Genomic DNA, 14056 nt, shown 5'->3' on the forward strand with positions numbered 1-14056 from the left:
GACAGTGATCATGGCTTAGGTTTCAGAGCTCTTCGTCGAAATACAGATAGTATTCTTCGAACACTTCCTGAACGTCCTCATTATTCTTGAGGTCGGTGAGGAACGTCTGCAGCGAGTCGAGGACAAATTGCTTGTCCTCAGCGTTGTAGTCCAGCTGGCCGGCACTATACAGGCTGGTCGCTTCTACACCGTCGAGCTGATAGGTAAATTCAGCCACACCCTCATTCTGCACGCGCACGAAATACTGTACCGACACCTGGTCACCACCCACGATTGGCGTGATACCCAGCGTCGATGCCGAGAGCATCAGGGTGGCAAAGTTGGCAGCGTCAGCTTTCTGTTCCTTACTGACGAGTGCGACAACCCCAATAGGCAGCGTGCCTACATCGTTGTCGATGGATTCGAAGGAACCCTCTTCCTTCAGCAGCTTAAACAATTCATCGTTGTATTCACTCGCCGCGAAGAAAATCGGCGGGAACTCACGGCCCTCGTGCTGGTAATCAACAGCCTGGGTTTCCACGTTGGCCTGGGCGAACATGGCAAATGAAACGCTCAGAATCAGAGAGAATATTTTTTTAGTCATGCTGAATTACCTGTAACAAGCGACCTGAACGGTGAAATTTTGGGAAAGCACGGACGCCTTGCTGAAATCGGTGCTGGATTTGTCGATCAGGGCTTCTTCGAAGTCAATCTCATTCACTTCAAAAAAGCGCTTCAGCAACCGTGATGAGTTTGCGAAGTTGACATTTTCGGACTCTTCATTGTTGAGTTTGCTGGTCACCATGCCCAGCACAGTGCCGTCGAGGGTGATCACGGGGCCGCCACTGTTGCCCGGCTGGATGGGAGCGGAAATCTGGAACTGGCCTTTGCGTCCTTTCAAGCCGCCAATGGAGCTAAGGTTGCCAATGGTCAGGTTGGGCGAGCCACTCAGCACATTCGCGAGCGGGTAGCCGGTCGCGAGTATCTGCTGCCCCAGGTTGGCGCCAGAGATTTTGTCACTGGCGATCTTTGCATGAGCGGCGGGAGTGCTGCCGGTCTCCAGTACCGCCACATCCAGCAACAGGCTGTGGTCTTTTAGACGCGCCGGATAGCTCTGGTCGCCAACGAATACTTTGGCCGCTTTACACTGGCTCAAGCCGTGCCAGGTGGTAGCAATTTCGCCGGAGTCGTTGATGTAAAAGCCAGAACTGGTGAACGCGGGCTTGTCGAAATTCAAGAATCGGGTATCAGTATAGAGATCCAGTTTTGGAGTCTCCTCTTTCTGGACCAGAGTCTCGATACCCGCCGGACCGATCAGGTTGAGGGATTTAAACAGGCCTTCCTTCAGCGCGCCGGCGTAAACATTGTAAATAGCGAATTTATCGAAAACATTGCCACTGGTGGTCATTTTGCGGCTGGTGACGTTGTATACCTTGTCGGTATGAATATCGTGAACCTCGATGGTCAGGTTGGCGATGTAATTCGGCCAGGAGGTAATTTCGAGGTCAGAACCGATGCGGAATACCAGATCGTATTCTGTGTCATTTTCGATAGGCTCAATGGAGGTGAAATATTCGGAGAACACACCTTCCATTGCCGCATCAAACTGCTTTGGGCCCACAGTGGAAAGCGCTCGTAGTCCCTTCGCTGTGAAGAGGGCACCATGATGCTTGGATTCATGTACGTAGTAGCCAACCTTCAGGTCAACCGGAACAGTAATTTCCTGATTGAGCACCGTAGTAACACGGATTTGTGAAGCTTCTTTCGGTGCGGTGTGGGCGCAACCAACTAGAATGCTCATCGCAAACGCTAAGCACAAATACAGAGACTTTTTCATTATTTCCCCATTCAGCAGGATGTTGCAGCTTGGTCTTTCAAGCGCAGTATTTTCTAGCTGACATTAGGGGATGTCTACCGTTTAAAGTGGACTGAGAGTATCCACTATTCGTAGTGCGGACCTGTATAAGCTGTATTTAATGAACTACGAGCTCATTGTTGGCTGAAAATTCTGCAGTCTGGTTGAAAATCATCCTCGCTCTGTATGAAAAGTATCCGGAAGAATCCGTGGGGCCGATTCGATTAGATGGTTCGCGTATGTCAGTGGAGTCCCTGGAAGAGGCGATCGCCGTTATGACGTTGGGATGAATCGGGATTGTCGATTGGCTGCCACGCAACCCTTATGGGCTTGTTAAGCGCACCTCAGAACCTTTTCCGCGGAGAGCTACCCAAAATGCCCCGATCGCTAGCCGTAATACCTGCGAGTATTCAAACGCTTCATTCAGGCTACGCGTCGGTACCACCATGCCGCCTCAAAATATGGTTCGGCAGCTCTGGAGAGTGCAGTGCCAGATCATCGACATTCTGCTTGATGTTGTGCAGCTCCTCCTTCGATGCGGACAGGGATTCCGCCGTAAGGATATCGAGCTCTTCCAGGGATCGCCGTACCTCGCCATACCTGGCGCCCGCCACACGGTGATTCTCTGACTTTTGGCTGAGCTTCAGAAAGGTCTGCAGGCCTGCGAGAATCGCCACTACCAGGCTAATGACCCCGGATACGGATTTGACCGCGTCGGGGCCCAATTGCGAAATCGTCTCGGAGGAGAGGAGTACTTCGGTACTGCCGATAATTGCAGAAAGTGCGACAACCAGGCAGCCCAGTGTCAGGAATAAGCGTTCATAAAAATTGGCGGCGTCATAGTGGGCGCACTGGGAAACCTGAGCGCGCTGCAGCCATAAGTGGGTGACTTTATGTAATTCATGATCCACGTCACTGCGTTGTTCCGGTCTGATGGCAATGTCGTCCATAGAACTCTCCTGGCACGATTCAACGGGCTGAAGGCCTCAAGTAGTGCGAGAAGGCCAGTGTTGTGGACTCTATTTTATTGGTGAATGTCCATGCTCTGAAATCGTGACAGCAAACCCTGCGTCGATTATGACGCCTTAATTTGCTCCATTGATGCAGCATTACGTAATCGCCGGGGCTTTTCCCGGAGAATACCTGCAGGTTTGGATAGCGGTTATCGAATGTTGCGGAAGTGTTTTTCTCTCAGGCGGGTAGCGGTCATACCAATTCTGAAAAAAAGCGAGCGCCGGCGTTCTGGCGGGTCGGGTTCTGATGTTAAGCTGCAGCGGCCACACCCCGGTGGCCATTTATTAGAAAATTTTACGATCGGAACTGCACCATGAAGTACTTTGTCGGCGCCTATGCCACTGCTCCAATTACTGATCATTGGGATCCTGCTTTGCAGACGGCGTATTTCGAAGGCTTGAAGGGGATGTCCAATGTGCGTGGTCTGGAGCATCCCTTTACCGGCACACTGCACGCTGAGGACGAGGATTGGTTTCTTTCGACGATTGATCCGACCTGGGATTTTGTTTTCACCACCATGCCCGGCGTGATGCAGCGATTGGGAAAAAATGCCGAGTTTGGTTTGGCTTCCGCGGATGAAGCCGGACGTCAGGCCGCGCTGGCATTTTTCGAGGAAGCGCGCAACGCGATTCACCGACTGAATCGACACCTCGGACGTCAGGCGGTCAGCGCCATTCTGATACAGGCATCGCCCCGGGTAACCGAGGCGGGATCTCCGGACGCCGATGCGCTGGCGGCCTCACTGCAGACCCTGGCTTCGTGGGACTGGGACGGGGCCGCACTGGTGCTGGAACACTGTGACGCGCATGTCGAAGGGCAGGCACCAGCCAAGGGCTTTTTGCCGCTGGAGGCAGAAATTGCTGCGATTGAACAAGCCCGGCAGGCGGGTGGTGCACCGATCAGTATTTGCGTTAACTGGGGGCGTTCTGCCATTGAGGCACGTAGTGTCGACGGACCTGTCCGACATATCGAGGCGGCGCGCGCGGCGGGTTTACTCAAAGGCCTGATGTTTTCGGGCGCGTCCGATCAGGAGAGCGCCTATGGAGCCTGGCGCGATACGCATATGCCACCTGCGCAGGCGTTTGGCATCGGCGCCTTCGAGCCCACATCCCTGCTGACTGAGACCGAGTTCCAGCGTTGCCTCTCAGCAGCGGCGGCTTCCAGGCTCGACGTGGTCGGAGTCAAAATCGCTGTGCGGCCGGACAGCATGAGTGTTGCCGATCGGCTCTCGCACGTGTCTGATGCCCTGCATATCCTGGATGAAATCATGGCGACATCCGACCGCTAAATACCTCTCACCGCCCCCGGTCTGTGACGGCCGGCCGGGGTGCAGCAAGTCCCCATCTAGTAGAAAGAATGCTGTTCTTGCGCGGTACGTGTTAAAGCACCGAGCTGTCCAGTTTCACGTCTGCGCGCTGCCAGATGGTCTCGAATTGTTTCTCGGCCTGCCTGGCTTCTTCTTGTTTGCCCTGTCCTGCCAGCGCGAGGCTCAGGCCTTTCAGAGACCAGCCGTTACGCGGATATTGTTCCAGATCTTTTCGATATACCGCCTCGGCATTGGCAAAGTCTCCCTGTTGCAGTAGCGCATGCCCGAGCGACTGTCGGGTGGGGTAATACCAAAAAGGGGGCTCGGTGTAGGGCAGCTGGTCCTGTATCTCGACCGCTTTGCCAAACGCGAGAATGGCCGTGTCCCGGTCGCCCCTGGCCAGGGCAAGTTCGCCGCGCGCGAGGAGCTCGGCAATACCCAGAATATGCGTTGCCGGGTAGTCACTACCGTCGAGAAAGTAGATCGCTTCATTTTGCATCAGGGGCTGCATGGCGTCGATCTCGGCTTGAGCCGCCTCAAGCTTGCCAGTACGGGCCAGGGCGACCGCACGCGCGTAGTGCCAGATAGCGTTGGAATATTGCAGGTTTTCCGGAGGGGCCGGTCGTGCCAGGATATCTTCCCAGCGCGCGAATCGTACCAGCGAGAGCAATGGAATGGTCTGGAAGAACTCCACCACCGGATATTGCTTGATCTGATCGAGCCTGACATTGGCGGCGACCTTTTCGCCCGCTGCGATGGCCACTTCGCTGCGACCTTCCATGGAGGAAGAGGCCCACAAAAAGTGGATGTTGTGGGGGTAGTACATGGCGGGGTAGAAGCCCTGGGCATTGCACTGGGCGATGTAGTCTTCATCCACCTTGGCTGCCCGCACATTCGCCTCGGAGGCATCTTCATAGCGGCCTATACGCCAGTAAATGTGCGAGGGCATATGCACCAGGTGTCCAGATCCCGGTACAAGAGCGGCCAGCGTATCTGCCGCTGTTTCTGCCCGCTCGGGTTTTGAGGACGCTTCAACGGCGTGGATATAAAGATGCAGCGCGAGCGGGTGACGCGGGTTGCGCGCCATTACCGTTTCGAGGGTGTTGATGACTTCGGCCGTTTCCGGTTTAGGATTGTTTCCGTCCAGCCAGTAGTCCCACGGCATGGTATTCATCATGGCTTCTGCGAACAGCGCCTGGGCATCATCATCGTCGGGATACTTGTGGGCAAGCTGGCGCATGCTCTCGGCATAGGCGAGATCCATCGGGTGGCGATCGCTTTCCGGATCGCCGTCATAGCGGGTGGATAGTGCCTGGATATAGTCCTGTTCTTTCTGTGTAGTTTTTGCTGCCAGCTCCTGCGCTTTGAGAATGGCATTGTAAGCCTTTATCCGATCATCCCCGCGCATTACGACCTGTCCGCGGGAGGTGACATTGATATTGGGACCCAGCGCCAGCGCTTCTCCCCAGAAGCACATGGCGCAGTCGGGATCCAGCCGTTGCGCGGCCTGGAAGGACCGAATGGCCTCTGCATGGTTGAACCCTGCAGTGAGCATCATGCCCTGGTCAAAGTAGCGCTGCGCGCCGGGATCGTTGGTGGTGATCGGATGAGTAAAGTTGCCTAAGCCCCGCAGTAGAGGGGCACCGGCGCGCGCGACCAGCTCCGGGTCGGGTTTCTTGTCGACTGCGGGGGGCGTGCTCTGCGGCGGGGCAGAGGTCGCGGTCGATGACTCTCCTTTGTTGGCGGTATCCGATGCCTCGCGACTGCAGGCACTGAGTAAGAGCAGGGGCAAAACGAATGACACAAGAAGCTTGTTCATGACGCATTCCAAAGTAGGGTTTTTGGCGCTTGAAACCGCAGGGCGAACCGGCGCAGTGCGGCCGGGATGCGATAGGCCGAGCGCGGGTTTACTTCAAGGATAGTCGTGTAGCGGTCGTGCAGTTTGTCCTGTTGGGCGGCGTGGCAAGTGAGACAAGAACGGGGCAAGGCACTATGCTACGCGGCCAAAGCAAGGCGGGAGAGCGCGGGTGAAAAAAGTCACCATCCTGGTGGACGTGCAGAATATCTACTACACCACCAGGCAGGCATACGGACAGAACTTTGATTACAACACCTTCTGGCGTCAGGTCACCAGGGACAGGCAGGTCGTGAAGGCGATTGCCTACGCCATTGACCGGGGTGACCAGAAGCAGCGTCAGTTTCAGAATATTCTCAAGGCCATTGGGTTTGAGGTGAAGTTGAAGCCCTATATCCAGCGCGCTGATGGTTCTTCCAAGGGAGACTGGGATGTGGGTATTGCGCTGGATGCGATGGAATACGCCGCCGCTGCGGATGTCCTGGTGCTGGCTTCCGGAGACGGTGATTTCGATCTGCTGGCCGACCGGGTACGACAGCGGTTGCAAACGGATGTAGAGGTCTATGGCGTACCCGCGTTGACGGCACAGTCCCTGATCGACGCCGCCTCGCGCTATGTTCCCATTGATCAGGGCCTGTTGTTGTCTCCGGCTGGCCGATCAACCTAGATATCCATAGAATGCAGCCCGCGGGCACCGCGGGCTTCCTCTCGTTGGCCTGCGCAAGTTGCACAGATTCCTTACACCACGGGTGATTCACCCAACCTGGGGCACGACCTTGTCAGACAAGCCAAACAATCCATGGGGTTCCGCGACTACCGGAACGCCTGCCGCCTTCGCTTCACTCCCGCTCTCCGCCGCCATGCGCAAGAACCTGGGTGATCTTGGCTATACCGAACTGACCCCCATCCAGACGGCTGCCCTGCCGCCCATGCTGGAGGGTAAGGATGTCATTGGTCAGGCCAAGACCGGATCGGGCAAGACCGTGGCGTTTGGTCTGGGGGTCATGCACAACCTGGATGTAAAGCGCTTTCGGGTGCAGGCGCTGGTGTTGTGTCCCACGCGTGAGCTCGCAGACCAGGTGGCCCGTGAGCTGCGCAAACTGGCCCGTGCGGTGCACAACGTCAAGGTGCTCACCCTCTGTGGTGGCATGCCATTCGGTCCCCAGGTTGGTTCGCTCAAGCATGGTGCGCACATCGTGGTGGGTACGCCCGGGCGTATTGAGGACCACGTGCGCAAGGGGAACCTGAGTCTGGATGATGTCAGTACGTTGGTACTGGACGAAGCGGACCGGATGCTCGACATGGGCTTTAAGGAGACCCTCGACAAGATTCTTGCGGAAGTGCCAGCGCAGCGTCAGACCTTGCTCTTCTCGGCAACCTATCCGGAGAGCATCGAGTCGCTGGCATCGCGGGTGCTCAGGCAACCCGTCAAGGTCCAGGTTGCCGCCACCCACAGTCATGCCAGTATCGAGCAGCACTTTTACCGGGTAAAAAACAACGAGGCCCGGCCCGAAGCACTGAGTCGGGTCATGGCGTATTTCAGGCCCGAGTCGGCGGTCGTATTTTGCAATACCAAAGCCGAGACCGTTGAGGCAGCTAACTATCTGAAGTCCGCCGGCTATGCGGCGTCGGCATTGCATGGGGACATGGAGCAGCGGGATCGAGACCGAACACTGGTGTGTTTCGCCAACAAGAGCGCCTCGGTGTTGGTGGCGACGGATGTCGCCGCGCGAGGCCTGGATATCGAGGAGCTGGGCCTGGTAGTGAACTACCACTTGTCCCGCGATCCGGAAGTCCATGTACATCGCATTGGCCGGACTGGCCGGGCCGGCAAGGAAGGTGTCGCCGTCAGCCTGGTCAGTGAAAAAGAGAGCTACAAGGTCAGTCGGCTGGAGGATCTGCTGGGGCAGGAGTTTGATATCTCAACGCTGCCTGAGTCCGACACGATCGATCCACCCGTCCGCCCCGACATGGTGACCCTGCAGATTGATGGTGGCAAAAAACAAAAAGTGCGCCCGGGTGACATTGTTGGCGCATTGACGGGCGATGGCGGAATCGCTGGCGCGGATATCGGCAAGATCCACATGTTTGATTTCAGTGGCTATGTCGCGGTGAAACGCCAGGTGGGGCGCAAAGCGATTGCTAAGTTGAGCAAGGGCAAGCTCAAGGGGCGGAGCTTTCGGGTGCGTATGATCCGCGTCTAGCACCTGCATGACGGATACTCCCAGAAGAAGTCAGAGAAAGAGTTCCTCCTGAAGATGGTATGTATGACGCAGGACAACCGCTAGCCCGGTGATATGTCGAGATTGGCGTCTTGTTCCCGCTCGCCCACTTGCAGGTAGCAGGGCCCGGATAAAGACTGGATACCAGCCAACTGCCGATCGGTTTGCCGGGTTGGTTCCGGCTACGGTCTATTGCTTGTCCGTACCATCGGCATATCACGCCAACACCAATGGAAGGTGCTTTCTAATGCAGGATGCCCGCTCGCTGATGCCCCGCTTTGCAATCGTCGTGTTCCTGGTATTCGCTGCACTGTTGTCATTGAGTGGTTGTGGTGGCAAGCGGGAGACTGCGGACGTCGTCTTTACCAATGGCACGGTATTTACCGTCAATCCAGCACAGCCGGAAGCCGAGGCAGTGGCCGTCACGGGCAAAAAGATCCGCTACGTGGGCACTTCCGAGGGCGCGAAGGCCTGGATCGGTGAGAATACCCGGGTGGTCGATATGCAGGGTGGCATGTTGCTGCCCGGTTTTGTGGATTCACATATTCATCTGGCCACAGGCACCTTGATCGCTCGAGGCGTCAATCTACTGACCGACGACCGGGAAGGGCTATTTCGTCGTATACGCGAGTACGCCGAGCAGAACCCGGACCTCGAGGTCATCACCGGATACGGATGGCGTTTTAATGTCTGGGATGACAGAGACCCCACGGCGGCGGATCTGGATGCAATTGATTCTACACGTCCCATTTTTCTATGGGCCGTCGACGGGCACAAAGCCTGGGTGAACTCCAAAGCACTGGAAGCTGCGGGAATCGACAAAAACACCAAGGATCCGGCACCGGGGTTCAGCTACTTCAAACGCAATCCTGACGGCACGCCGACGGGATACATTATCGAGGTGCCCGCGCAGATTTATACCCTGGAAAAACTCCTCGATCTGGGCGTGGATTACACCCGTTCCGGTATGGAGGAGTGGATGCCAAAGATTGCTGCCGCCGGGGTCACCAGTGTGCTGGATGCCGGTATCCAGGGGGTCGAGCATGACGATGCATTTTCTCTGATTCGTGAGTATGAAGAGGGTGGAAAGCTCCCGTTCCGTATTGTCGCCACCTATTACTGGAACAATGGCGAAGTCGATCCAATCCCGTTTTTGGAAGAGTATCGGGATAAATACGATTCCGAATTGCTCCAGATACAAAAGCTCAAGGTCAACATGGATGGCGATGAGGTGACGCGCACGGCCTTACTGGTTGACCCTTATTCGGATGATCCCGAGGCGAAGCCAACGCCCATTATCGATTACGACATTGTCACCGATGCTGTTACGCGGGCAGATGAAAAGGGCTTTGATGTCTTCTGCCACTGTCTCGGAGACCTGGCAGTGCGTCGCCTGATCGACTCGGTAGATAGAATGATTGCCACCAATCCCGCGCGCGACCGCAGGAACGCTGTTTCCCACGCATGGCTGATCCATCCGGACGACCTGAAGCGGTTAAAGGAATCGGATATCTCTGCAGATATGCAGCTGTCGTGGGCGGGGCTGGACCCACTCACAGACACTACCGCGCGGTTGCGCGTCGGCGAAGAGCGGCTTAATCGTCTGTTTCCGGCGAGGCCGGTATTGGATGCTGGCGCGCGCTTGACGTTGAGTTCGGATTGGCCGGTCGCCGCCTACGCGCCGACGTATGAACCGCTCAAAACCCTGCAGGGGGCGGTCACCCGCCAGGGATTTGGTGTGACCACGCGCAAGCAACCCAAGCTCGGTGGGGCAGAGGCCGGTTTGTCGCTGGAAGAAGCGATTCATGCCCACACACTGGGTGGGGCGTATCTGTTGCGGATGGAAGACAAGGTCGGTTCTATCGAAGTGGGTAAGCTGGCGGACTTCGTACTACTGGAAACGGATCTTAGAAACGTGGACCCGCAGGAAATTGGCTCCACAAAAGTGATGGCGACCATGATGAATGGCAAGTTCACTTACGAAGCGGGATCCGGGGATTCTCCCTAAGGGAGGTCATGGCTTTCGGACCACTCCCGCAGGCTTTCCAGAATATCCAGGGCGCTGCGTCCAAATGTCGTGAGGCTATAGGTCACGGCAACCGGGCGCTCGCTGATGACCACCCTGACTACCATGCCCCGTGATTCCAGCTCCTTCAGGCGCTGATCGATGATTTTCTTGCTGGCGCCACCCAGCATCCTGACCAGATCGTTAAAGCGTACCGGTTCGTCCTTCAGGTGATAGATGATCGAGCCGGTCCACTTGCCGCCAATCAGCCGCATCCCCTTTTCGATCGCACAGGGCTCCAGGCAGGGGCTGATGGCCGTTTTGCGTCCGTGACTATCGGTTTCTACACGACTTCTTACATTTCCCACTTCGCGACTCCCGATGCGTATCTCCACCATTGTGATTGCCGGACTGGCAGGTTACCAAAAGTAAACTAATTGAAGGCTGTCGAAAGGTTACCATAATACACCTGGTTTACTTTAGTAACCTAGATCAAACCAGGAGACCCGGATGAAAAACGTTCTCATCATCAATGCCCACCATCAGTACCCGTTTGCCCAGGGGCGTCTGAACGCCTCCCTTGTCAGTCATGCTCAGGAGCAGCTCGCGGCCAAGGGCTATGCCACGCGCATGGTTGTAATCGACAACGGTTGGGACGTAGAGAGAGAACTGGAGAGTCACCAGTGGGCTGACGCGGTTGTGCTGCAGTCTCCGGTGAACTGGATGGGGGTGCCCTGGACGTTCAAAAAGTACATGGACGAGGTGTACACGGCCGGAATGGCCGGGGCGCTATGCAATGGCGATGGCCGTCACGCAGATACGCCGAAGGAGAACTACGGTGCAGGCGGTACGCTGAATGGCAAAAAGTACATGCTGTCGCTCACGTTCAATGCACCTGAAGAGGCCTTCAATGATGACCGCGAATACCTGTTTCAGGGCATGAGCGTCGATGATCTGTTCGCACCAATGCATATGAATTTTCGCTTCTTCGGCATGGAGCCGCTGGACACCTTTGCCTGTTTTGATGTCATGAAGAATGCCGATGCGGAAAGGGACTTCCAGCGTTTTGCTGCACATCTGGAATCGCAATTCTAATTGTGTCGAGGTAATCGCCTGAACACCGCGTTTGGGCCAGTGCGCTCGCACTACACGGGATGCCGGAGAGATTGATATGGAAACTTTATATCGGTCACAAGGGCGCCATGCGACCTGGTTGGAATTGTTTTTTGACCTCGTCTTTGTCGCGGTGATTGGTGTCGTCGCTCATGACCTGGCCCATACCCATGACCGGCATATCGGAATCGAGCAGTTATTGCGCTTTCCGCTGGTGTTTATTCCAGTGTGGTGGATCTGGATGACGCATACGCTGTATGCCAACCGGTTCGACGCCGATAGTCGCGAGCATCGCCTGTTCAGCCTGACGGTTATGGCAATTATGGTGGTGTTCTCGACATTCGCAGAAGAAAGCCTGAATCAGAGCTTTCCCGCTTTTGTGGGGCTCTATGTGCTGGTGCGCTGGATGCTGGCATACCGCTACTGGCGTGAGTACAAGGATCCTGGCAATAGTGTCCCCTTTACCAAAGATTTGGCACTGGCGATTGCTGTGGGAGGACTGATCAGCCTGAGTGCAATCTGGTTGCCCAGCCCGGCCAAGTTTTTTGTGTTCTATCTCGGCTTGATGGTCGACGCTGGCTGGCAGATTTCTGTTCGTCATAAACAGAAAATCTGTCCTGTGGATCGCGAGCATCTGGTCGAACGAACTGGCTTGCTTGCCATCATCATTCTGGGGGAGTCCATTATCGCAATAGTGGCCTCACTGAATAATCAGGCTTGGGATACGATGGACATTGTCTCCACGGCAACGGGTTTCCTGTTAATCGGTGCCATTTGGTGGGTTTATTTCGATAGCTTCGCCAAGCTCGAACAAGCCAAACGCCTTGTCACCGGTAACGCGCTGATCTACCCCAACTTGCTGGTCTGTATGGGCTTGCTCATTTTGGCGAACATGATTCAGCACGCCATTCTTGGTGACCTGGATCGCCCCACGTTTGGTTTACTGGCTGTTACCGGTTTGTTGCTGTTTTACCTCGGCAAGCAAATCCCATACTGGTATGCCTTTCCGCCCTGGCGCAGTGCGATTATCACTAACACACTGATTTGTCTTTCCATAACCGTGGCGAGCAGCTTTTTGCCACGACTGGAATACTCACTTATCGGTATGACACTGGGCATGCTGACCTACGTTTACCTGACATTTCGGCGCATTCTGACGGTCGATGTCAGCGAGTATCTGGAATCCCCGGAGCGGCCGGCTACGGAATCACGAGACCGCTAAATTTCAACAAGGAGAAAACCCATGGAACAACATAGCGTTCATTGCGACTGCAATAGGGTTGAAGTCGCGATGGCAGGTGACCCGAAAGTGCATGCCTTTTGCCATTGCGAGGATTGCCGTGATCTCTTGCAAGTGCCTTATCACTCAGTGCTGGCGTGGGAAGGTGAACGGGTCAATATTAAGCGGGGTGAAGGCGAAGTGGTGGAATTCCAGCATCCGAGTAAGAAGATGAAGCGCATCTTCTGTCAGGTTTGCGGGGACGTTTTATACAATACCAATGCAATGGGATGGAAGCTGGTATCGCAGTTACTTTACCAGAAATGTAACGGGGCGGAATTGCCCGGCGAACTTCAGTCCAACGCCCACTTCTTCTACGATCGTCGCATTGTGGATGTCAATGATTCATTGCCCAAGCGATGAAATACTGATGGTCCAGCGATGTTCGGGAGGCCTTTCAGCCTCCCTGTAGACCAAAGAGGCCCATTAATAAGAAATGGCCTCTAATTGAAACTTCCGTTCAGCAGTCAATGTGAAGTTGTGGCGACAGGTTGCTGCCTTGCCTTGCGCGCGGCGGCCACCTCGTCGCGAAAGATTGTGTTCAGCCCCAGCCGATAGGTGTCCGGGCTATTCGCAGCATGCGTGCCGCCCTCAATGGTATGGAACGTGATGGACCAGGGCATATTGCTTTGGTTCTTCCAGTGGTCATACCATTCTCGAGCGTACTTGCGCTTGAATTCGTAACGATCATTCGAGCTACTGACGACGATGAGTTTCAGGTCGTCACGTCCTGCGGGCGTTGGCTCGGCATAAAACTGTTCGATATCGGGGCGAAAGCTGGGGTTTCCGGCAATACGAGCCCAAAAGACATCGGGATGGTTAAAAGCCGAGTACAGGGCCAGAAAGCCACCGCGGCTCTGTCCGTACAAGATGCGTTTGCTGGGGTCGATCGCGTAGCGCGCTTCCGCTTCCGGTAATAATTCCTGTTCGAGGAACTGGTGGAAGGCAGCAGCGCCGCCGCTACGTGCCATCTCCTTGGTCAGTGTCGAGAAGTCAACATCACGGTAGTTAATGCTGGGCTCAAAGGAGCCATAGGCAATACCGACCACAATCGCCTCGGGGATCATATCGTCATAGTGCAGAAACAGATGATTGCCAGCGAGCACCGGAAACATGGAGTCGCCATCCAGCAAGTAGACTACCGGATAGCGTATATCCGCTGACTTGTCGTAGCCTTCTGGGAAACGGACATAAATGTGATATGGCCGACCGACAACCTCGGAGTCCAGTCGAAAGTAATCGCCGGTAAGTGCCGGGAGGAAGTTCAGCGGTACGGTGCGTTCAGCGTGTTCTTTTTCAGCATTCGCTGGTTGCTGCTGTTTCGCATCGCAAGCGCCTAATGTGAATATGATCAGTGCGATAGCGAGTAGTTTTGAATGGCGATACGTCAATGTTGACTTCCTTGTATGGGAAAGGCTCGAGACAAGT

At 55.4% G+C, this 14056-nt stretch carries 14 protein-coding genes; 8 read left to right on the forward strand and 6 right to left on the reverse strand.

Going from position 1 to position 14056, the window contains the following annotated elements:
* Positions 1-22: 22 nt before the first annotated feature.
* Both ACXAD0_RS08680 and ACXAD0_RS08685 read right to left on the reverse strand, forming a co-directional pair.
* Complete coding sequence (locus tag ACXAD0_RS08680; protein ID WP_475087978.1) at positions 23-583, reverse strand: hypothetical protein; 561 nt, start codon at positions 581-583, stop codon at positions 23-25.
* Between the two features lie 6 nt (positions 584-589).
* Positions 590-1780 carry a S1 family peptidase gene (locus ACXAD0_RS08685; protein WP_475087979.1) on the reverse strand — a complete coding sequence of 397 codons (1191 nt, stop codon included), beginning with the start codon at positions 1778-1780 and terminating at the stop codon, positions 590-592.
* Between the two features lie 194 nt (positions 1781-1974).
* Between ACXAD0_RS08685 and ACXAD0_RS08690 the strand changes: the two genes are divergently transcribed.
* Positions 1975-2124, forward strand: a complete 150-nt coding sequence (locus ACXAD0_RS08690; protein WP_475087980.1) for a hypothetical protein — start codon at positions 1975-1977, stop codon at positions 2122-2124.
* A 138-nt stretch (positions 2125-2262) separates the two neighbouring features.
* Here ACXAD0_RS08690 and ACXAD0_RS08695 read toward each other — a convergent pair whose 3' ends face one another.
* Complete coding sequence (locus tag ACXAD0_RS08695) at positions 2263-2784, reverse strand: SLATT domain-containing protein (RefSeq protein WP_475087981.1); 522 nt, start codon at positions 2782-2784, stop codon at positions 2263-2265.
* 377 nt (positions 2785-3161) lie between these two features.
* On the opposite strand from ACXAD0_RS08695, the gene ACXAD0_RS08700 reads away from it, so the two are divergent.
* Complete coding sequence (locus tag ACXAD0_RS08700) at positions 3162-4136, forward strand: DUF4862 family protein (RefSeq protein WP_475087982.1); 975 nt, start codon at positions 3162-3164, stop codon at positions 4134-4136.
* A gap of 91 nt (positions 4137-4227) precedes the next feature.
* Here ACXAD0_RS08700 and ACXAD0_RS08705 read toward each other — a convergent pair whose 3' ends face one another.
* The gene (locus ACXAD0_RS08705; RefSeq protein WP_475087983.1) at positions 4228-5973 is read right to left on the reverse strand and encodes a tetratricopeptide repeat protein; all 1746 of its coding nucleotides are present in this window, start codon (positions 5971-5973) and stop codon (positions 4228-4230) included.
* Positions 5974-6181: 208 nt separating this feature from the next.
* Here ACXAD0_RS08705 and ACXAD0_RS08710 point away from each other — a divergent pair, with 208 nt between their 5' ends.
* The 3 genes from ACXAD0_RS08710 to ACXAD0_RS08720 all read left to right on the forward strand — a co-directional run bounded on the left by ACXAD0_RS08710 (position 6182) and on the right by ACXAD0_RS08720 (position 10239).
* Positions 6182-6676 carry a LabA-like NYN domain-containing protein gene (locus ACXAD0_RS08710; protein ID WP_475087985.1) on the forward strand — a complete coding sequence of 165 codons (495 nt, stop codon included), beginning with the start codon at positions 6182-6184 and terminating at the stop codon, positions 6674-6676.
* A 109-nt stretch (positions 6677-6785) separates the two neighbouring features.
* Positions 6786-8213 (forward strand): ATP-dependent RNA helicase DbpA, encoded by a 1428-nt coding sequence (dbpA, locus tag ACXAD0_RS08715; protein ID WP_475087986.1) that lies wholly within the window; start codon positions 6786-6788, stop codon positions 8211-8213.
* Positions 8214-8478: 265 nt separating this feature from the next.
* A complete protein-coding gene (locus ACXAD0_RS08720) occupies positions 8479-10239 on the forward strand; it encodes an amidohydrolase (protein WP_475087987.1) in 1761 nt (586 codons plus the stop codon).
* Here the strand turns inward: ACXAD0_RS08720 and ACXAD0_RS08725 are convergent.
* A complete protein-coding gene (locus ACXAD0_RS08725; RefSeq protein WP_475087989.1) occupies positions 10236-10604 on the reverse strand; it encodes a winged helix-turn-helix transcriptional regulator in 369 nt (122 codons plus the stop codon). The two genes, ACXAD0_RS08720 and ACXAD0_RS08725, sit on opposite strands and share 4 nt — an antisense overlap.
* A gap of 142 nt (positions 10605-10746) precedes the next feature.
* On the opposite strand from ACXAD0_RS08725, the gene ACXAD0_RS08730 reads away from it, so the two are divergent.
* From ACXAD0_RS08730 to ACXAD0_RS08740, 3 genes are all read left to right on the forward strand, one after another.
* Positions 10747-11331, forward strand: coding sequence for an NAD(P)H-dependent oxidoreductase (locus ACXAD0_RS08730; protein WP_475087990.1), 585 nt, complete (start codon positions 10747-10749; stop codon positions 11329-11331).
* A gap of 76 nt (positions 11332-11407) precedes the next feature.
* Positions 11408-12571, forward strand: coding sequence for a low temperature requirement protein A (locus tag ACXAD0_RS08735; protein ID WP_475087991.1), 1164 nt, complete (start codon positions 11408-11410; stop codon positions 12569-12571).
* A gap of 21 nt (positions 12572-12592) precedes the next feature.
* On the forward strand, positions 12593-12991 hold the full coding sequence (locus tag ACXAD0_RS08740; protein ID WP_475087993.1) for a GFA family protein: 399 nt from the start codon (positions 12593-12595) through the stop codon (positions 12989-12991).
* A gap of 104 nt (positions 12992-13095) precedes the next feature.
* On the opposite strand, the gene ACXAD0_RS08745 is transcribed toward ACXAD0_RS08740, so the two are convergent.
* Positions 13096-14019, reverse strand: a complete 924-nt coding sequence (locus ACXAD0_RS08745) for an alpha/beta hydrolase (protein WP_475087994.1) — start codon at positions 14017-14019, stop codon at positions 13096-13098.
* Positions 14020-14056 lie beyond the last annotated feature (37 nt).

It is taken from the genome of Microbulbifer sp. ABF4_148 (assembly GCF_056158985.1).

What these genes read in the sequence shown, in the direction of transcription:
- ACXAD0_RS08695 (WP_475087981.1), bottom strand. Translation starts at nt 2,784, where the DNA reads ATGGACGACATTGCCATCAGACCGGAACAACGCAGTGACGTGGATCAT.
- ACXAD0_RS08720 (WP_475087987.1), top strand. Translation starts at nt 8,479, where the DNA reads ATGCAGGATGCCCGCTCGCTGATGCCCCGCTTTGCAATCGTCGTGTTC.
- ACXAD0_RS08730 (WP_475087990.1), top strand. Translation starts at nt 10,747, where the DNA reads ATGAAAAACGTTCTCATCATCAATGCCCACCATCAGTACCCGTTTGCC.
- ACXAD0_RS08700 (WP_475087982.1), top strand. Translation starts at nt 3,162, where the DNA reads ATGAAGTACTTTGTCGGCGCCTATGCCACTGCTCCAATTACTGATCAT.
- ACXAD0_RS08685 (WP_475087979.1), bottom strand. Translation starts at nt 1,780, where the DNA reads ATGAGCATTCTAGTTGGTTGCGCCCACACCGCACCGAAAGAAGCTTCA.
- ACXAD0_RS08705 (WP_475087983.1), bottom strand. Translation starts at nt 5,973, where the DNA reads ATGAACAAGCTTCTTGTGTCATTCGTTTTGCCCCTGCTCTTACTCAGT.
- ACXAD0_RS08740 (WP_475087993.1), top strand. Translation starts at nt 12,593, where the DNA reads ATGGAACAACATAGCGTTCATTGCGACTGCAATAGGGTTGAAGTCGCG.
- ACXAD0_RS08735 (WP_475087991.1), top strand. Translation starts at nt 11,408, where the DNA reads ATGGAAACTTTATATCGGTCACAAGGGCGCCATGCGACCTGGTTGGAA.
- ACXAD0_RS08680 (WP_475087978.1), bottom strand. Translation starts at nt 583, where the DNA reads ATGACTAAAAAAATATTCTCTCTGATTCTGAGCGTTTCATTTGCCATG.